We start from the raw sequence: 19,374 nt of genomic DNA, 5'->3' as shown, positions 1-19,374 counted from the left end.
GGCCTTGTTGAAATCCTATTCTTCAGACACATTCTCGCCTGAAACAGCCGGTCGATGAGAATTGCGAAAAGAATAAACTGTTTCTCCTTGGAATATAACTCTCTCAACGTGATCGATCAGGAGTTACGGAGGAATCTCTGTAGGGTGGGACTCATCGTTGTTGCTTTCTTCGGAGCGGTTTTTGTTTCCGTCTACCTCGATTCGTATTTCCTCAGCGCCCTCTTCTCGTTAATCTCCGTCGCTGGTGTGTTCCTGCTCTTGAAGTTTCAGAAAGTGTACTCAGTCATTATGATCGTTGTTGGAGTTCTCTCACTTGCGTTCGCCGTTCTCGGCTATCTGAATCTCGGTCTCGTAAATATGCCCGTTCTGTATGCCCTCCTCGCGGTACTGGGAATCGTTCGTGGCGGTCAGGCGTATCGAGCAACGGAATAACTGTATAGACCGTTCAGAGCGACCGGTCGAGATTATGAACGAGACAAGCGATAGTGAGTTCACGGAACTGTTTCCACCATCGTCGTGAGCGGACGAACGCACCGTACTTTCGCTTGAGCGTTGAGTTCACAGTCTCGGATTGACTCCGCTGGCCGTAGAGATCAGCGTCTAAGCGTGCGTTCCATGCCTTGTGGAGTGATGTGAACTCACGATGCTTAATCAGTGGCCGAACCTCGTGTTGCCGGGCGAGCCGCCTGATCTTCTGGTCGTCGTAGCCCTTGTCACCGAGCAGAATATCAATGTCTTCGGGATTGCGCTTGATCAACGACGGAGCGATCTGGCTATCGTGTTTTCGTGTCGTCGTTACGTGTAAATCGAGAATTGCGTTCACCTCCGTATCGACCAGCAACGTCACCTTGAGCTGCTGAATCGTGAGTTCGGCTCGTTTCGTGTAGTGTTTTGAGGCGTGACTGCGGTCGAATCCTGACGCATCAACTCCAACGACACCGCTCGTCGGAAGTAGCGTCGCTGAGAGAGTCAATATAGCACGCCAGACAGCCATATCAAGCCGGTTGAACGCCTTACAAAGCGTTGATGGCGTAGGAAGTTCAGCTAATCCGAGGGCGTGACGAATGCGTGGCATCTCGATTAGTTCGTCAAGCAGGCCACGATAGGTCGTGTTCTTCCGAACTTTGAGGCACAGCAAAACAACGTGCTGGGGAAGTGTATAGCGATGTTTGGAGAACTTCGAGGAGTATCGAGAAACCACTCGGCGTGCCAAATGGATCGCCTTCTCAGTAAACCGGAGAATCTGCGACTTCGGGAGGGCCTTCATCTCGTCGAATTACACGGCGAACATGTAACTCTCTGAGGATTTCAACAGAGCCGGAAATCTATATTCCGAGTGATCTCAATCTGGGTGCCAATACTGCTACATACGCGCCCTGTATCTTGTACCGTTACCAGAACATCTTCCTAAATTGGTAGAAATATCAACGGCCAATTCGCACTCATCAGCGACTAGCAGTTCGGACAATGGTCTGTCTGAAGAATACTGAGGTATCCCAAACGCGGCAGTCTACTCTGAAATCTGAAAGCGCTCTATCTCATCTGATCCACAGTTGGGACACTCATCTACGCCCGACGCAAGATTCTCACCGCACTGGCGGCACTCCCCGACTACCTCTGTCCCGTCACCAGGCAGTAGCCGAGTAAGTACTGTGCGGACACTCATAGGTTCCAACGTTTTGGTGGCTGTGAGTTAATGCTACTGGTGATCTGTGTTCCCCGAAAATTCGGTGCGTTCGACCCGCAAAGCCGCCAAAGGCTTAGGTTCTCTCCCGAGTGAAATTCATTTGGAAGGAACGCTGTCACACGCTCCTTCCCCCCTTTCCATGAACGCTGACGAATCCTCCCTCGGTCGGTGCCCGGAATGTGGTGCGGAGATCTCGGAAGCGTGGATTCTTGTTGAGTACGAGAAAAACGACGGCACCGAGGGCGTGTGGACCGAGTGTCCGACGTGTGAGGACGTTGTAGCCCCGGGGTAGTCGCAGACAGCAGAATAAAGTGCTCTTCATCGCGTCTACAGTGTAAGGTATTCAAATGGAGATTTCAGAGGAACTTCAGTGTCTGTTCTCGGGAAAGGTCGAAGAGCATGATGGGTCATATGTGGTAGAGGTACCGGATCAAGAGCTCCGTCTTGGGGGGCTACAGGCAGACGAGACGTACCGTGTGGCTGTTCTCCCGGCACCTGCGACCAACGAGGCAAACAACACTGACGCTACTCCGGAGCCCGAGCAAGCGCCACAGACGCCTCCTGTTGAGGAGGGCGAACAACGTACCGTCGAAATCGAAGACATTGGCGACCAAGGCGATGGTATCACCCGTGTTGAGCGCGGGTTCGTCATTATTGTTCCCGACACTAAACAGACCGAGCGTGTTACTATCGAGATTACCGATGTACGCGAGAATGTCGCCTTCGCGGAAGTTATCGAGCGCGTCAGTTACTACGAGTAGTCTGAAGCGCCTTTGTTGAAATCCTATTCTTCAGATATATTATCGTCTTAAACAGCCGTTGGGTGAAGGGTGCGAACTGATCGCTGTGGTTGCCACCAGTTTCAGATGGCGTCTTGTATGGTAACGCGGAGTGCCAGAAGATATTCACCGACTGAGGGGAGGATATACGGCGATGAATATTCCGCCCTCCATTGAGGAATCGAATCGCTTGACTGTCCGCAGTCTGATTCGGATCGCCATGGCGTTGGCCCTCATCGGTCTCATCTTCTCTTACCCAGGAGCCATTTCATCGCCGTACAGCGATACGGGGCTTGACGGATACTACGATAATCAGATAGTCGAACGAGCTAACGATATTGAATCGATTGAACACTCTGCGGTTACGGACGAAACGAGCGTCTACCAATATAATGAACTGTCTCCGGTTGCCAAGGAGGTGTTCGACAAGACACGGTCTGCTGCGGACGACTCATTCACGATAGTTCTCTGCCATGAGTGGACACTTACCTGCGATGAGTACTACGAGTCCGATGTCCCCGACGAATTTCAGTACGGTGCCGTGGGGCACAACGTTGATGAAAGCGAGCTATATACCGTGGTCGAAGACGAGGGAGAAGCATATGTTCTTCAAACGGGGGCTCTGGGGCACGCAGACGGGTGGAATCTGGCAGGCCTCCCGCTGGTGATCAGTAGTTCCTTACTGGTGTTATTGGTCTCGGGAGTCCTCGTACACAATACGATTAGACCCCCGGAGCAGAGCGGTAACGGCTTCGCTGCTTGGGATATCGGTGCCGCCTTTCTGATCGGGACCTTCGCTCTCGCCGTTCCCTATCTCCATATGTGGGACATCCTCTCCGTGTACTGGTCCCGTCGGTTGATAACAGGGGGCGTCGCTCTCGGTGTTCTGGTGTACTATTACAGACTCAGGTAGTCGATAGCTCGCTATTTTTCCGTCACGGGGCACCGTCCACCTTACTAGATCAATCAGCGTAATACTGACACACAGTGCCCGATCAGAACATAGGGTGCTGTCAAATCGAATCGTCTAGGAGGTTACTCTGTGAGTGTCACCTCCGCTGCGTATTGCATAAATGGGGTTTGACGGTCACGGTGTTCGGCGACCACGTCGTACAATGCTTCCCTACAGATGTCCCGAACTGTCGTCTCCACGTCTTCATTAACGTCGTTGTGGACGTGCTCGTCGATGAACTGCGTCGCTACCTGTTCTGCCTGAAGATAGATAGCTTCCTCTCCAAATTCGGTCCACGCAGTGCGTCCGGTCCACCCAGCAAGCCCTTCGTAAAGTTGTTCCCTGATGACGTGGTCCGCTGCGGTTTCCCACGCTGTTATGAGATCGTCCGCGACATCCGAGTCATGCCGAACCAGGGTAGTGAACGGTTTCACAGGTCGCCCGACCGTTTCATGGCAGTCAATCGCGTCAAGTGCTCCATGAGTGATCCGTTCAGCGACACGATCCTCGGCCAGTTCCAAGACTTCAGTCTCAAGGGTTTCGCCGTAATCTGTGACTGTGAGCCCAGCTTCGCCACCAGCTTCAGACCACGTTCGAGCGGCAATCCACCCGTCACCAGTTCTGATGACGTGATTAGTTACGTTCCGATCTGAGTCATAATCTCGGTTGTGAGCATGAACCGTAACGTCACAATCCGTCGTCGGGTCATCGTGTTTGAGAGCCTCTCTGGCCTTGGCTTCAATTGTTTCGAAGCGGCTGCTATATTCATCGCTCTGGTCACCACTGTCGTCGATTGATGTGTGTGGTCGCGTCATTGGTATCGCGTGCTAACCGCTGTCTGCACCGCAAACACGCGACGTCCGATGACGCGCTGGCCCCGCGTCACCAAAGGACTATGATACCAGGATTTTGGGTATCGGGTGAGCTTGCCAGAGATTCCTAAGCATCGTCAGAATACAGATGCATGAGTTTTCTCGGGCGTCGCATAGCTACGACTATAAATTTCATGCTTATAAACCCTCGTCGTCCCCTACTTTTGAACTCTCCCTCATCACAATACACGTAGGACGACAGGCACACTGTTGCTGGTCGGTCTGAACGCAAGGTTACGCACAGAGCAACCACCACATCACAGATGAGAGAAGTGAATTGTTCACTTGTCTCCTAACCCCTGGTGTATAACCCACTATAGTCACGAGACAACGTATGACTCGTTCTACACTCAGCCACTCCTTGACCCCAGCACTCACTGCGTGGCGGGAACTGGTGTCGGAGAGCCCTATTGGCCCCGGCGTCGATTTTACTGAGACGAACCGAACGCATGTATGTGAGAAGCAGCATGAGGCGTTTCTCGCCCATCCGTCTCCGGAGACGTTTCGTGGCCTATGGAACGCCGACACGCTGGCGAGTTATTGGGCTCCGAGTGCTGCTGTCCTCCTCGGTCCTGATTCGGCGGTTGACTCACTACACGATGTTTGCGCTGAGATGGCTGACGCTGATACGTTCGACCCGATGTGGCTTGATCGACTCGCTGGGTCCGACCCTGGGTGGGGCATCCACGAACTATACGCCCGGCTCCAAGGTGGATCCCACCCCATACCGACGCTCGAAGCACAAACCGTGCTCCGTTCACTAGGATACGACAATGTCGGGACGCCTGACGCTGTTGTAACCGCGATTACGGAGTTTGCTGAAGACTACGAGTCGATTGTCGGACACGCCACTGCCGGAACCTCATACGAAGTGCCGCTATACGCGGAAATTGACGAGTTTTTCAAACTCGTACAGACCGCTGACCGCGACACGATCAACGCCCAGCTCACCGGGCCGTACGCGGCACTGTTCCGGCCGCTCGTTGGGCATCGAGTCCACACCAGCAGTGCGGACCCAATCGAATGGGATGGCGTCGATGCGCTGATCGAGTCGCACGTAGATGCTCGTGACTCGGGCGCGTACGATGACCTCGAAACCGCCCACTGGGGCGGTACACACATCGAATCGTGGAAATGGCAGTTCGCAAAATATTTCGAGGACGTAATTCGTGCCCAATTTGACCTCACAGAATTGTCTCCAACAGAGATCCCGCAGTTCTTCGCAGCGATAGAAGAACCTGATGCGGAGTTCGACGCGGTGTCGAACGTGCCAGCGAAAATGATGGGTGGACAGTTCCACCGACTGACCTGGCAGGACATCGTCGCGCACTGCCACGACAAGCCAGAGGACGCCGCCGCCGTGCTCAGCGATCTCTACAATGAAGACCTCCCAATTGTCGATAGGCTCAACGAGTTCTACGAGTTCTTCCATCACCTCACCACGCGAGCCGACAACGACCGGAGTCCCGGATCACTGCTCCGTGCTGCGACGGCACTTCTCATGTACGCGTACCCGGATCGACACATCACGTTTCAGTACCGACGTATGGATCACTTCTTCGCGGCGTACTCAACGCTTGATGGCCTTGACACCGGATTCAACGCTCGCCAATATCACGAAGTTGCCGTGGCGTGCCGCGAGCTCATGCGAAAAATCGATGCCCATGCTGGTGATGCGTCAATGATCGACGTACAGACGCTCATCTACATCGCTGATGACGCCTGACACACTGTTAGGATCGAGCCCTCTCTCGGCTGTGAGTGCTTTCCGATTATTCGTTGGCTTTGACGTTGCCCTCCACAAAAGCAGTCGAACCCTTCGAGAGGAGGTTGATGTGACCGGTAAGGACCCAGACACGAATGCTTTTGCGTGGGGTTTGAGAATTCACGCGCCATGACAAATTACATAGAGCCCACCGAGGAGTATGACGGGCGAATCAGAGTGAAACTCCTTGATGACCATGCCGGTACACGAGTGATCCCGTGTTCATCCTACACGGAGGCGATAACACTCGTCAAGGAACATCAACACGAAGTCACCACCGCGAAAATCATCGACCGAGAGCAAGAAGTGGTCTTCAGCTCAGCCGACATGGACATCGACGTCTGGGAGTCGATTTGGAAAAACGAAAAGCGTCGCCTATCAGTCAACGTTGAGGACCGCGACTGCCCGTACGATAACATCTCCTGCTTTTTCGATGACCTCTGTGTCCAATGTAAGATGGACAAATTACAGGACGAGTTCTAACCCATTCAGCAGAGGGGAGATGTTACGAGAACTCCGGCCGCTCAGCATACCCGACCGGATCGTGTGACCCAGCATTCCGAAACGCCTCAAGCCGGAACGCACAGGCATCGCACGTCCCACACGCCGGAATCATCAGTTACCGTGTCTGGTGACGCAGTATGGGAGGCCTTTCACTTCAACGGCCTCTACATCCGGTGCTTTCACGACGGCTTGTCCTTTGCCGAAGTTCGGAAGATCTTTCTTGAACTCGGAAGGGATCGAGGGCACGTCATCGACGACCTCCGCCTTCAGGCCGAGGAAGATGTTCGTATTGATTTGCTTGATTACGTCGTCATCGACGTCATCTGGGTTCTGTGTGATGAGACACAGTCCAAGCTTGTATTTCCGGCCCTGCTTGACGGCGACGCGCGCCCGTCGGAGAATGTATTCTTCGCGGAGACTGCTCGCACTCGCTAAGTAATTGTGCGCCTCGTCAACCGCGACGAGCATCGGCGTGTCACGGACCGCCGGGTCGACCTGATAATCATCGATTTTGTTCTCGATGATGTACGAGAGGATCGACAGTACAGTGAGGCTCTCTTTCCCGCCGTTGAGGTGACTCGTTGGGATCACCGTCACCTGCCCTTCGCGGAACACCGTATCGGAGATGTCCGGAAGGAACGCTGTTCCCTGATCGAATACCTGTCGGAACGTGTCACGGTCAACACGCCGGTTCACTGCGCTCCACGTTCCCCCAGCAATGTTGTTCTCCTCGCGTAGCCGGCTCTCGTCGTCATCGTGCTCCTCAAGGAACTCGAGGAAATCAGCGTACTTCGGGCGGTTCACAGAGCGATCCGGGTAGCCGCCCTGCGAATCGAAACACGAAAAGTATGCGTTGATGCAGTCTTCGATTGCGCCACGCGTAACCTCGGTCGGCGTGTACGGCATCAGCATTTCTGGCCGACCACGGACGATCTCAAAGGGAATCGAGAGCTCACGGCTCTCCATCGTCGAAGGCGCATTCGTGCCGGCAACCTGCGGGACGAACACATTCAGGTCGTCGACGCCACCGTGCTTGATGTTGTGCCGGCGAAGTTCCTGCTGTACCGCGTCATTGTCCACGACGGCGTCGTTGTCCTCGCGCATCTCCCAGTACTCGTTTTCGGGGTCGATGATAACGAGATTGAGCCGGCGCTGTTCCTCTTCACCTGTGTCGTGGTGGCGAATTGGATAGCGCTTCTCAGAGACGAACTGTCGCAAGACGTTCTTCGTGAAGTGGGTCTTCCCCTTCCCGGTCGATCCCGCAACGAGAGCGTGTCTGAACACGGCAGGCTCACCATCTTCAACCGCCCCCGTCTCCCGATCGATCCCGGGGTTGCTGAGGTAGTATGGGAAGTTCTCGTTGTTCACCGTCATCGGCTCGCCACCCACAGAGAGCCACCCGGTGAAGATCCCCTCGCCCGGAATGTTCAGCCCGGTTCGGAGGCAGTCTTCGTCACGAGCAAGCCGTGCTGGGGAGTTTGGCTTCGGAATTCGATTGACAATGCCGCTCTCAATGTCATCCGACCCCACGTTCTTGAGAATCGCTAGCGGTTCTAATTCTGCGACTTGGACATACTCTGACTCGTCGAGTTCAACATGCGCGCTGATCTGGTTGTGAGCGTCGGATTTGTCGTCGAGATCGGTGTACGGCTCGTAGCGCAGCGAATCGGTTACTGCGAACAGCTCGCTACCCTCGTCCGGGTATGGAATCTGTACGTAATCGCCCAGGCGAATTCCCTCTCTCGCGCCCGTTCGAATAAACGCGTTCACCTGATAGTCCCGTCTGCTGACGTGGATCTCCTCACTTGCGAGGACGTGGCCGAGTTCGTCATCAGCGGGTGTGGACGCGCCACTCGGGACCGTTCGCTCCGGCACTTCAGTACCGTCAGGCTCGGTGTCCGTCACACCCGATTCGTCGGTTGGTGTCTGTTCGGACTCTTCGGAGTCGTCTGCGACCGGGTCGTTGTTGAGAATGTCGTCGATGTTGTCACTCATAGCTTCGGGAATCTTCGAGGTGGCTCCAACGACCGTCGCGGTTGTAGTCGAACGCCGACTCGACCGTTTGGAGCGCGTCGCGGATCGTTTCGCGGTTGTCGGGACTGATGCGTGCGATGCGGTCGGCGCGCGCGACGGCTCGCGGCACGTCGCTTTGACGGGCAATTTCTTTGAGCGCTTTCAGGAGGATCTGCTCTCGACGCTCGTCGTCAGTGAGGAACAGTACGGGCGTCTCGATTCGGAACACGTTCCCTGTTTTTGGTGTGCGAACATACGCGAACGCACGCCGGTACGCATCCGGTTGACCGTGGCTGAGCTCATCAGACACGGCTGTCAGCAGATCGAATGCGTTGCCTCGGAGTTCGACGTCAGTTTGGACGAACCAGGAGGTGTACGTGAGGTGGTCGAGGCTGTCATCACGGAGTACTTCACCGATGAACTGGTGGTCGCGGAGCCAAGGAACGTCGTGAAGCGTCCCATGTGGGCCTCGGAGATCGTGTTGTGTGATCTTCGTTCTGAGTGAGTCTGTGAGCTCACCCATTGAGGAGGTCTTCACGACGCCCAACACGGGCACATCGCGTTCAAAACACGCATCGACCACTGCGACGTAGTTCTCGATGACGTCAGTGGGAAGATCCCAGTTGCCGATCGGTGCGCCTCGTCCGGCACGGTCGAGCAGCGTCCAATAGATGACGCTGAGCGGGTACACAGAGCCGTCGAGGAACAGTGGCCCGTCGACCACGTCGAGACAGCGTCGTGCGTGTTTCCCTTCTGCGAGCCGCTGTACGGTGGACGTGAGAATCGAGGTGACGTTCGCCCGCTGACGCATCTCGGGAATGCGAATAATCTCGCCTTTGACACTCCCGCGCTCGGTCTGTTCATGATGGAGCGTCACATCATCGTCTTCGAGGTACACCCCAGTGACCACAGTCCCTCGTCGTTCGGCACTTCGATCGCTGTCAGCGCCGCTCACCCCGAGTTTTGCGTGTGCTGTGTCGACGACGAGTCCGTTGTTGTATTCCAACGGCCGTGTCGTACTGGCATCAACGCCGTATGTCGGTTCCGTCCACGGGTCGTCAGTCCACGTCCCGAGCTCCGCCTTGCGCGTTTTGAAGTACTCCGGCTCGCCGATCGGTTCGACCGTTCCACCGTCATGGGTGAGGAGGCCGAACAGGTCGCGGGCGTGTGCGGCCTGATCATCCACTTCGCGCGGGATGCCAGCATCAACGCGTTCGGCGAGTTGTCGCACCACGTCGAAAGCGCGTTCGTCCATTTACTCGTCACCTGGGATGCGTCCACCTCGATGCACGTCAACTCTACTGGCGTTCGTGTCTTCGTCGATTGAGACTTCAATCTCGTGTTCAGCGCCCTGAATGAGTCGCTCGTCATGGGAGACGACGATCACTTGCGGCACATCCCACTCGGAGATGCTGTCAAGCATCTGTTCGAGACGCCCGATGTGGCCCTTATCGAGGAACGTCGTCGGCTCATCGAGGATGAATGGCGGAAGACGACCGCTGTCGCCCTCGCGCATCTCGGCGATGAGTTTGTAGATGCCGGCTCGGAGCGCGAGGTTGACGATGGCACGTTCCCCGCCACTGGCGTTACTCGGGTGTTCGAGCGTCCCGTCATCACGAAGCAATTGAATCGCGTATGGTGTGCCATCGGGCCCCTCCTCAAGAATGCGCACCTGCTGGTAGCTACTGTTCTTGTAGATGTCGCTGAAGATGTCGTTCGTGTACTGGTTGATGTAGGCGAGGTACTGCTCGCGGAGGTCCGCCTTCGTACTCCGATACACCGCGATCATGCGATCGAACTCGTCCGAGCGCTCTTCGGCCCACTTGCGTTTTTCCTCTTCGAGTGCGAGCTGGTCGCGGAAGTACTCTAGATTCTCAAGGTCGTTTACAAGCACTGTTCGCGCTTCCTTGAGCGAGTCTAGTTCCGCGGTCAGATCCTCTATCGTGTCCTCGCGGTCCTCTATTTTCTGCGTCGCCGTTTCCAACTGTTCTCGCTGCGCTTCGACGTCGATCGACCCGAGTTCATCGCTGATCTCATCGATGTCCTCCTCAACGTCAGCAATCTGCTCGTTGAGAGTCTCGATCGTGTCCTGTGCGTGCCCGATATCCTTCTGGTGGCCTGCGATCGCTGTCTCTAACTCAGCGATTGCTTCGTATGCGTCAACCACGTCAGCAACGAGCTCGCGCTGTTCCGTCGCGGTGTCAACTGCTTGCTGAGCGTCTTCGAGGGCTGCGTCGGCCTCAGCAACCGTGTCACGTTGCGCTTCAATCTGCTCGTCGTGCTCGTCGATCTCTGCGTTCGTGTCAGCGATTTCTGCTTCGAGCTCTTCTTGTTCAGCTTCGAGATCAGCGAGCTCGTCCGCAAGGTCATTCCGTTCCTGCCGACGTTGCTCGACCGTTTCGAAGGTCGCCACGACCTCTTTGCCGTCCTCAATCTCCGCTTCGAGCGACTCGATGTCTGACTTGACGTCAGCGATCGTGGTTTCGAGATCCTCAACCTCCGACTCCGCAGATTCGAGCTTGACCTCAGCGTCGGCGAGGTCGGACTCGGCCTCCGAATGATCGTCTTGTAACGACTCACGCTCGTCTTCGAGCGTACTCACGCGCTCAGCTTTCACCTCAACTGTGTCGTCACGGAAGCCCCGAAGTTCGATCGCATCTTCACGACACTCGTCGAGAGCGTCCCGCCGGTCGACAAGCGCATCGCGTTCTTCTCTCGCCTCGGCAAGTTCGGCTTCTACCTCAGTGAGTTCGGCTTCGATGTCCGCGAGTTCGGACTCAACGTGAGATGGATCGACGTCTTGGCCACACTTCGGGCACGTCGCTACTCCATCGAGTGCCTGTAGCTCCTCGCGGTCCTCCTCAAGCGTCGTTTGACGGGCCTCGAGTTCGGTGACCGTCGTGTTCGCCGTCTCGATTGCGTCCTGTACTTCCCCTTTCGCTTCTGGGATCCGTTCGTCGATGAGGCTCTGTAGCGTGTCGCCGGATACGTTCAAATCAACGGTATCGAGGTCGGCATCGAGACTCTCAAGATATTCCTCGAATTGATTTTCTGCCTCCGTTTTCGCCTCACGGGCGTCTTCGAGTTCCGACTCCGCCTCCGCGAGGTCGTCCGACAACTGGTCTATCTCGTCACGTGCGTCCGTGACGGCCGCTTGCGCTTCCTCGCGTGTCGTTTCGGCTGCGTCGAGAGACGCCTCAGCAGCGGCACGCTCCTCTGACAGTTCATTTTTCTCAGTCGTCAACGCCTCAACGCGTGTGTCGACAGTCTCTCGCGTCTCGTCAGTAATTGTGTCCGGGCAGGACTCATCTGGGAGGAACTCGGTGGTTACAGCGTCTCGCGTCTCGACGGCAGCTGTAACTTCTTCCTCCGCAGCCTCAACGTCATCCGCGATGTCTTCTTTTTCCGCGAGGAGGTGGTCGAGGTCCGCTTCGAGCTCTTCGGCCTCCTCGCGTAACGCATCTCGTTCGTCGATGAGCCGGTCTCGCTCCGTCTCCGCCTGGTCGAGCGTTCCCTCCCGATCTGTCTGCTCGATCTGTGCCGTCTCGACCGCGTCTTGTGCGGCACTCAGCGCCTCCTCAGCACGCTCCTCCGTCGACAGATCGGAATCTATCGGCTCTGTCGTCGATGGGTCATCGAGCTGGTTGAGTGCCTCCTGCTTCTCGTCGATATCATCGCGGCACGTGTCGATCTCCGCTTCAGCCTCCGCAATTGCCGTCTCGGCCTCCTCAATTTCGCGTTGTTTCGTTGCTCGCTCTTCGATGAGTTCCTCGCGCTCCTCTTCTGCTTCCTCAAGTTCGGTCTGCAACTCGTCGTGATTCTCAAGCCGTTGCTCGACATCCTCTTTCGCGTCTCGGAGCTCCTGTAGGAACTCCTCTATCTCCTCGATTTCTGCCTGTTGCTCTGAGATCTCCGTCTCTTTTTCGGCGATTACAGCCTCGTAGCCGTCGATATCATGATCGAACTGATCGTCAATGGTCTCACGATGGTTCTCGGCTGATTGCTCATTGTCCCTCGCAATGCGACCCATCGCACGACTGGCACCCTTCGCCCGGCGTTCGTAGCGATCGATCCGATCGAGTCCGAGCAGGTCATCGATGAGTTCCGCCCGAGCGTCGTCGTCAAACAAACTATCGACCTCGCCCTGCTGAACGTACACCGACCGGGAGAAACTGTCCTCGTCCATCCCGACCACATCGACGACTTCAGAGCTGACATCACGAATCCCTGAGATGGGCTCCGAGAGTGCGGGCGAGTCAAGCTCTGCGCTGTTTTGCCCCTCGGTATCGATCGACCACGTGACGGTGTACGGTGTCTCTGCCACCTCGAATGTCAACACAATCTCGCCTTCTCTCGCACCTCGCCTGACGATATCGTCGAGATTGAAATCGTTCGACCCGACGTTCCGGATATTCGAGAGAAAGAGTCCGCCGAAAATCCCCATGAGCAGTGTCGTCTTCCCGGCACCGTTCTCCCCGTGGACGAGCATCGTTCCCTCGGGGAAAGCGATCGACTCGTCCTCGTAGCTCCGGATGTTCTGTAGGTCTAGATCAGTGACTTTCATTCGTCAACCTCCATCGATTCGACGCCCTCCGGCGTTTCTTCCGGTCCGGCATCGTCAAACGCTTCGCGCTGGGCATCACGGAGCGGCTCAGCGAAAGTGTCCGCGACACGATTCACGTTCGTGTCGAGTTCGTCCGCTTTTCGAACCTGCTGATCGACGTCGAGCGCAACCGTCGAAAAGTCCTCATCCGCGAGTTTCTCCTCGATAGCCCCGTCGAGTCCCTGTAGCGACATGGCCTCGATTGACTCGACGTCAAGATCGACGCGCCCACGATTGTCGTCGACGCTCACGACAGCAGCACCGGCTTCGCGTGCCATCTGCGTCACCTCGTTGGCAGTGACCGCGGCCCGCTCACCACCCAACTCGATCTTCGCCACCGCCCCCTCGAGGTCGTGTCTCTCAAGCACGTCGCGGGCGTGGGTCGCCCCGTCATCTTCACCGAATACGATCTCAAACACCGCGAACGGTCGCGTCTCCAACTCAATCTGTCGACGGTGAATCCCGCTGTTATCGATATCGAGCAGCTGTACGACGCCCGTCTCTTCCTGGTCTTTCCCGCCACGCTCTGTCGCACTGGCGTACCAGACATCAGTTCCGTCCACGACCGAACTCGCCGGCTGGTGGAGGTCACCCAGCGCAAGCCCATCAAGATCGATCCCGGCTCGGTCAATAACCTCGGAAGCGGGGTAGACACGCTCCGTGCCGTGAACAAGCGGCGTGAGGAGTTCGTGCATACACAGAGTCGTCCACGCCGCCTCCGCGGGCGGTTCTTCGAGTTCCAAGTCGATATTGTCCCACACACTCGGTCGCACGGCATCGATTCCGTACAGCGCAACCTCACCGACCATCGTCGGCTCTTTGCCGAGTCGAGCAGCAGCGCTCGTGCGTCGCAAGAGATCAAGCCACTGCTCATCGTTTTTCCGTTCGTGATTCCCCACGATCCCGTAAAACGGAATTCCGTGCTCTTCAAGCGGCTTTAACGCATCAGCGGCCCGCATCACCGTCGGGAGCGACGGAACCGGATCGTCAAACAAGTCTCCCGTATGAATCACGGCATCAACGTCACGCTCGACCGCAACCTCGATCGCCTGCTCGAAGGCTTTTGCAAAGTCCTCACGCCGAATATCCGATCCATACTGTCGCTTCCCCAGATGGGTGTCACTGATGTGGAGGATACGTGTTCTAGGCACTACCAGTAGATGTTAGCGTGGCTATATAAAAGTCGAGTAACCGGAGTGAAAGTGGACGACTGCGGCGACTCTACCGTCGTGATCGCAGTGGAGTGTAGAGTGACTTGTTATACTCTTCACAGCGGGAATTTCTACGCTCTAGATTACTCGTTGACGGCGTTTGTTCGATGAAATTGTATTTGGAATCCCTCTTGTTTCAATGAATAACCATCTATGGGAGCATATGTAAACCGACACATCATTATGACCTGCGAATAGAGTAGTATTTCAGGTGAATCTCTCTTATCATCATGCGAACCCGCGCGGGGGAAATGAGTCCTTCCTCTTGCGATTTCAATCTGCGAACACCGATAGTCCAACAACCATCTTAGTCGATGCCGGGGCAGAACTTGAGGTTGATCGGATACTGAATCCCGGCGAAACAATTGACGCTGTCTGTCTCACTCACGCGCACTCGGATCATTACCAGTCTCTAAATCAGTGTGTAGACCCCGACACGTCAGTATACACCTCGCCAGCAACGGCGAAAATCATCGGCGACGTGTTCGATATCGCCACACAACAGACAGGCGTTGAAGCGGATGATTCGATGGTAGCGGCGATCGAACCGGTCGACGAGTGGACGTCGGTCGGATCAGAAGTAGCGTTTCATCCGGTTCCTGCCGGCCACGTCCCAGGGGCAGTGGGGTACCTATTCCGATTTGAGAAGGATCAGGGTGTCGACACCGGGTATATTCTTGCGACGGGTGATTTTACACTCACCCGGGCGGGCGGCTATCCGGGACTCCCACTTGAGTCGATTCAAGAAGTAGATGTTCTGTTTCTCACCGTGGCGACGAGCAGCAACTTCTCTTCAGAGTTGTCTGAGGGGCTAGGTATTGCGCTACAGCAAGCACATAGCGGAATGCAGACACTCGTCACGACAAGCGGTATTGTGGGTGTTCACGTTGCGTATCTATTGGGCGCGTTGATTGAGCAATTTGAACTTGGAGTCCAAGTACGCGTCGTTGGGCAGGCCGCAAAGCTGTATGAGCGATTGGGATACGAGGCAGACACTGTCCAACCTGTCCCGGAGTTTTCGCATACCGATGAGGCCTTAGGACGCGGGATAATCACGATCGCTGGCCCAGATGTTCCGAGTGAACGTAGTTCTGGCCGACTATATGGCGTGTTACGGGATCAGCCAGACGCGTGTGTCGTACAGCTGATTGGGTCCGGTCAATCTCCGATTCGGAGTGGACAGTGTACCGTTCATGACTTCCGCATCGTGAACCATCCGGAGTACGACGCGCTAGAATCGGTACATGAGTCGGCTAACCCACAGCACACCGTTATCACGCATACGCATCGCGGGGCTGGTAACCAATTCAATTATCTCGATAGTAACGTTTGGTCACCATCGGATGCTGGCGAGTACACGCTGTACGCGAATGGACAGTGGCGCGCACCGCCGTGGGCTCCCAACGGCGGTCGGACCCCAACACAAGCCACGACGCAAAGCGTCGGTGCATTAACTGAAACAGATCTCTTTTCCGATGTTGATTTGCCCAGTCTATCACGTTCCCCAACGGTCGATCTTCCCGCTGAAGGCATTGACATCGATCACGTGAAACAGGTACTGGCCCAGGAGACGGCGTATACCGGCCCGACCACAACAGAGGCTTCTGATAGCGCTCCCAGCTCCTCGACGGCAACTGCCCGCAAATCAGACTCACCCAGCATGACAACCTCAGATGACGATCAGGACGATACTAAACCCGACTCGCAAGGCTCACCTGCCGAATCCGTAGGGCTTGTTCGCACCACTGGCGCATCATTCAACCAACTTGATGACTGGGTTGTGTCCGCAATACAATCCGGGGAGCTCTCAAAAGGAGATCTCAAAGAAATCGTACGGCGTAGTCAGCAGCCAGCGACATCGGCAGACGAAACCGAGTCACCTGATGATGAAAATACCGATAGCGCTGGTGATGCCGATCACAATACATCACAATCTGATTCAGCTCGTTCAACCGCTGAGTCTGATGATTCGGACGCTACTACGCCGGCAGACAGTGATGATGATGTGGATTCTCCTGATGCTCCATCCGTGTCGTCGGATTCGAAGCCGGAAACAGAAACAACCGAAACTCAATCCACATCGGAGAATCCGGAAACAGAAACAACCGAAACTCAATCCACATCGGAGAATCCGGAAACAGAAACAACCGAAACTCAACCCGCACCAGAATCCCCCACTACATCGCCTGAGCAGGAAGACCACCGGGCATTCTCCGTTGTGTTAGAGCCGCTAACAACTGCACTTGCCACTCACCTCATAGCAGAGACTGACGAAGGTCCGATGACCATCGCTGATGTTGCTACCGACGCGACGACAGCATACCTTGGTGACCGACTTCGTGGAACAGAGACTGAACCGGAGACCAATGTCTCCTCACACTCGTCGATAGTGGATCAGGCCTTAGCTGGCGTAGTTGCGGATTCCGATGAGTTCAGTGATCTTGATTCGTTCAAATCCACGGCCTACGGAGAGCTCCTTGGAGATTTTGTCGGACTCGACAAAGACGATCAGACACCAAGTGTAACGATCCGCGTCGACCCAGCCCTCGTCGACGCCGTTACCGAACATCCTGCGTCGCCTACTCAATCACGTGATGATGTCGTCGCTACCGCGGTTCTATGGTACGCAGGGGCCGACACATAGTCAGTATCTGAGTTTTTTGAACTCCTGGTTGAAAGTTAGACCTGCCAATCGCGTCGAGCGATGATTCTCAGAGTGTACTCATGGCGGACCTTTTCGATGAACGAGCCACAGGAGAGAGTGGACGTCCAACATTCGGACGTCGTGATCGGTTGTGGTATCAAGATCGGCTTGTACGCCCCGGAGCGCGTCAAGCATTAGTACGTAATCACCGGGGTTGAACCCGTATGGGACACTGTAGTCACTAAATTCAGAAAAGAAATCATCGAACATCTGGTACCGATACATGACGTACTGATCCGGGTGTACGATCATCAGTAACATCGTTGCAACAGACATCCGCTCGCTTCCCGAATCGGAGAGTTCACTGTACAAGTCGTTGAACGATTCAAGCCGGTCCACCAGTGGGCCAGCATCCTCATTCAGCAAATTTGAGAGCACAGTCGCGGCTTTGTCCGGTTTCGTCGTCGATAGCTGTTGGAAGGTGTCCCACGGCTGCCACCGGCCGCCAAGCAGGTAGATTGGAATCACATTAGAAAGTGGTTCGGCGACCGACAGGTCGTCCAAGAACGGTTCTACATCGGCGGCCTGTAGTTCGGTTAGATCGTATTTCGACAGGACCTCGCCGGAAACGTATGCGCAATATTCGTCTTTCCACGTCTCCCAGTGATCATCGCCCCACTGTTCAAGCGCCGTATCCCGTTCGTATGCCGCACTATTCGAGGCCGCCGAAAAGGAATCGAGTACGGTGGAAAGACCGTGAAGTTCGATAGGGTTGCCGTGAGTTTGGAGGGCATCCCATCCGGCAAACGTCTCATACGTCGGCGCAGCCATGTCGAGTGTTTTGCGGAGCTCTGCCTCGTCGGACGTAGACACAAGGTGGAGGAACTGCTCGATCTCATCAGAAAGTGCCACTTCGTGCTCGGTTCCCGCAGTCACATGGCCAATCTGCTCGCAGTACTGCTCCTGAAAATCCCTCAGTGCCCCCGCTGTATCGGAAAAGGATTCGACGGTCCCAAATCCGAACGTTGACAATCCTCGTTGCGCAGCTGAGCTAAGGATCGGTCTCGTCCCAGGATCACATCTGCCGTAAAATTCGCGCACTGCTGGGATAACGTATTCCGGAATCTGCCGTTCCCAACTTGGATCATATGAGGTGGCATCCCTAATTTCTCGAATGAACTCAGCCAACGCATCTATCGGCTGATTCCAATTATTCAGGACCGCATTTGATCCACCAAACGCTACACCCCGGATCAGCTCGCTCTGCCACACATCCCTAAACTCGTCTTCAGACGGCGAGTCAAGAAAGGCCTCTACTTTCTGTTCAAGCACCTTGGTCCGGGTTGGCGATGTAAAGTCGAAGCCATTTCCCCGCCCATTTGTCTCAATAGTGGTTGCCCATGCGTCGAGGAGTTTCTCGTGGCGGGGCCCAAACTGAGTCATTAGTACTGGTATGAGTACCGACAAGTATCGGATAAGTGTTTGTGGTTATATTGTGAGATTCCATTTAATTTCGACTCTAACAGACCGAGTCGAGAGGTATTGGAACCGACTGTTCAAATACGGTTAGCTACTGAATCGTACTGTGCCGACTTTCAAGACGTATGTCAACAAGCAGGGATACTATATCAATGCTCGACCATCTGAGGTCGGCAATATGACCTACCAAGTTGACACTGAAGCCGCGGACTTCATTCTCAAACTCGGCTATGAACATGAAGACGAATTACCCTGGGGCGTTGTCAAACCCCTCCGTGTGGCAGGCCTGATATACACGAATCAGCAAGGAGTGGCGGAGGACAACGAGGATATTCCTGAGTTGGACCCCTCGAAATTAGCATCGATGTCCAATCTAGAACGGGATAAATTACTTGCGTATTTGGACGGACGCGGTGATATCGACGATCGTGTAATTGAGCACCTCCGTTCTCAAATCGGTGGGAGCAAAGATGATGCCGAGATTCTCACTGATGCTATTGAGGACGAACTCGAAAGATCGGTCGAAGTAGAAATTTCTCGGGTAGAAGGAAGTGATGGTGGATACGGAAACGCAACAATCAATATAGAAATTGAACCTTTGGCCGCGTTATTTACTGATGGAATGGAAATATCTCATCGAATAGAAGCCGCCAGTTCACCCGGAGTTGATGAGTGGGAGATTACCCATGGCTTCGGCGAGGGTTGGGCGAGTGCAGCGAAAGCAGCTGAAACGAAGATACCGATTATGAAGGCGTTTGCTGAGGTTTCCGATCAACTCTCCTTTGAGTTCCATCCATACGACGACGGTGGATCTTTCCTCTAGAAATTAACAGAGTAATTCTCTGCTGGGCCAGGGTCCTATCTG

Annotated in this window: 15 protein-coding genes and 1 pseudogene; 8 read left to right on the top strand and 8 right to left on the bottom strand. The window is 55.1% G+C overall.

Annotation, left to right across the window (positions count from 1 at the left end):
* Nucleotides 1-108: 108 nt before the first annotated feature.
* A complete protein-coding gene (locus F3H13_RS12715; protein ID WP_223174386.1) occupies nt 109-432 on the top strand; it encodes a hypothetical protein in 324 nt (107 codons plus the stop codon).
* A 13-nt stretch (nt 433-445) separates the two neighbouring features.
* On the opposite strand, the gene F3H13_RS12710 is transcribed toward F3H13_RS12715, so the two are convergent.
* On the bottom strand, nt 446-1,267 hold the full coding sequence (locus tag F3H13_RS12710; protein WP_149798359.1) for an IS5 family transposase: 822 nt from the start codon (nt 1,265-1,267) through the stop codon (nt 446-448).
* A 559-nt stretch (nt 1,268-1,826) separates the two neighbouring features.
* Between F3H13_RS12710 and F3H13_RS16740 the strand changes: the two genes are divergently transcribed.
* The 3 genes from F3H13_RS16740 (at nt 1,827) to F3H13_RS12700 (ending at nt 3,379) form a co-directional block, all read left to right on the top strand.
* The gene (locus tag F3H13_RS16740) at nt 1,827-1,979 is read left to right on the top strand and encodes a DUF7837 family putative zinc-binding protein (protein WP_449405064.1); all 153 of its coding nucleotides are present in this window, start codon (nt 1,827-1,829) and stop codon (nt 1,977-1,979) included.
* A gap of 55 nt (nt 1,980-2,034) precedes the next feature.
* Complete coding sequence (locus tag F3H13_RS12705) at nt 2,035-2,448, top strand: TRAM domain-containing protein (protein ID WP_188128067.1); 414 nt, start codon at nt 2,035-2,037, stop codon at nt 2,446-2,448.
* A 238-nt stretch (nt 2,449-2,686) separates the two neighbouring features.
* Nucleotides 2,687-3,379: a hypothetical protein gene (locus F3H13_RS12700; RefSeq protein ID WP_149799387.1), complete on the top strand. Its 693-nt coding sequence runs from the start codon at nt 2,687-2,689 to the stop codon at nt 3,377-3,379.
* Between the two features lie 122 nt (nt 3,380-3,501).
* Here the strand turns inward: F3H13_RS12700 and F3H13_RS12695 are convergent, their stop codons facing one another.
* Entirely contained in the window at nt 3,502-4,233 is a 732-nt protein-coding gene (locus tag F3H13_RS12695) for a hypothetical protein (protein WP_149799386.1), read from the bottom strand.
* Between the two features lie 670 nt (nt 4,234-4,903).
* Here F3H13_RS12695 and F3H13_RS12690 point away from each other — a divergent pair.
* Both F3H13_RS12690 and F3H13_RS12685 read left to right on the top strand, forming a co-directional pair.
* Entirely contained in the window at nt 4,904-6,016 is a 1,113-nt protein-coding gene (locus tag F3H13_RS12690) for a hypothetical protein (protein WP_149799385.1), read from the top strand.
* Nucleotides 6,017-6,184: 168 nt separating this feature from the next.
* A complete protein-coding gene (locus F3H13_RS12685; RefSeq protein WP_149799384.1) occupies nt 6,185-6,538 on the top strand; it encodes a hypothetical protein in 354 nt (117 codons plus the stop codon).
* A 22-nt stretch (nt 6,539-6,560) separates the two neighbouring features.
* Here the strand turns inward: F3H13_RS12685 and F3H13_RS16410 are convergent.
* The 5 genes and pseudogenes from F3H13_RS16410 to F3H13_RS12660 form a co-directional block, all read right to left on the bottom strand.
* Nucleotides 6,561-6,665: pseudogene (locus tag F3H13_RS16410) on the bottom strand (7-cyano-7-deazaguanine synthase QueC); the annotation flags it as partial.
* 5 nt (nt 6,666-6,670) lie between these two features.
* Nucleotides 6,671-8,554, bottom strand: coding sequence for an ATP-binding protein (locus F3H13_RS12675; RefSeq protein WP_149799383.1), 1,884 nt, complete (start codon nt 8,552-8,554; stop codon nt 6,671-6,673).
* Entirely contained in the window at nt 8,547-9,827 is a 1,281-nt protein-coding gene (locus tag F3H13_RS12670) for a DNA double-strand break repair nuclease NurA (RefSeq protein WP_149799382.1), read from the bottom strand. Before F3H13_RS12670 ends, F3H13_RS12675 begins: the two co-directional genes overlap by 8 nt.
* Nucleotides 9,828-13,136 (bottom strand): AAA family ATPase, encoded by a 3,309-nt coding sequence (locus F3H13_RS12665; protein WP_149799381.1) that lies wholly within the window; start codon nt 13,134-13,136, stop codon nt 9,828-9,830. It lies immediately after the preceding gene.
* Nucleotides 13,133-14,326 (bottom strand): DNA repair exonuclease, encoded by a 1,194-nt coding sequence (locus F3H13_RS12660; RefSeq protein WP_188128066.1) that lies wholly within the window; start codon nt 14,324-14,326, stop codon nt 13,133-13,135. Before F3H13_RS12660 ends, F3H13_RS12665 begins: the two co-directional genes overlap by 4 nt.
* A gap of 271 nt (nt 14,327-14,597) precedes the next feature.
* On the opposite strand from F3H13_RS12660, the gene F3H13_RS12655 reads away from it, so the two are divergent.
* On the top strand, nt 14,598-17,030 hold the full coding sequence (locus F3H13_RS12655) for an MBL fold metallo-hydrolase (protein WP_149799379.1): 2,433 nt from the start codon (nt 14,598-14,600) through the stop codon (nt 17,028-17,030).
* A gap of 78 nt (nt 17,031-17,108) precedes the next feature.
* Here F3H13_RS12655 and F3H13_RS12650 read toward each other — a convergent pair whose 3' ends face one another.
* Entirely contained in the window at nt 17,109-18,473 is a 1,365-nt protein-coding gene (locus tag F3H13_RS12650; RefSeq protein WP_149799378.1) for a hypothetical protein, read from the bottom strand.
* A gap of 142 nt (nt 18,474-18,615) precedes the next feature.
* Between F3H13_RS12650 and F3H13_RS12645 the strand changes: the two genes are divergently transcribed.
* Nucleotides 18,616-19,332 (top strand): hypothetical protein, encoded by a 717-nt coding sequence (locus F3H13_RS12645; RefSeq protein WP_149799377.1) that lies wholly within the window; start codon nt 18,616-18,618, stop codon nt 19,330-19,332.
* Nucleotides 19,333-19,374 lie beyond the last annotated feature (42 nt).

Source organism: Halorubrum xinjiangense (genome assembly GCF_900102375.1).
GTDB classification, from domain to species: Archaea; Halobacteriota; Halobacteria; order Halobacteriales; family Haloferacaceae; genus Halorubrum; species Halorubrum xinjiangense.
Note: the sequence above shows the minus strand (reverse complement) of the source record. Positions and strands in the feature narration are given on the sequence as shown.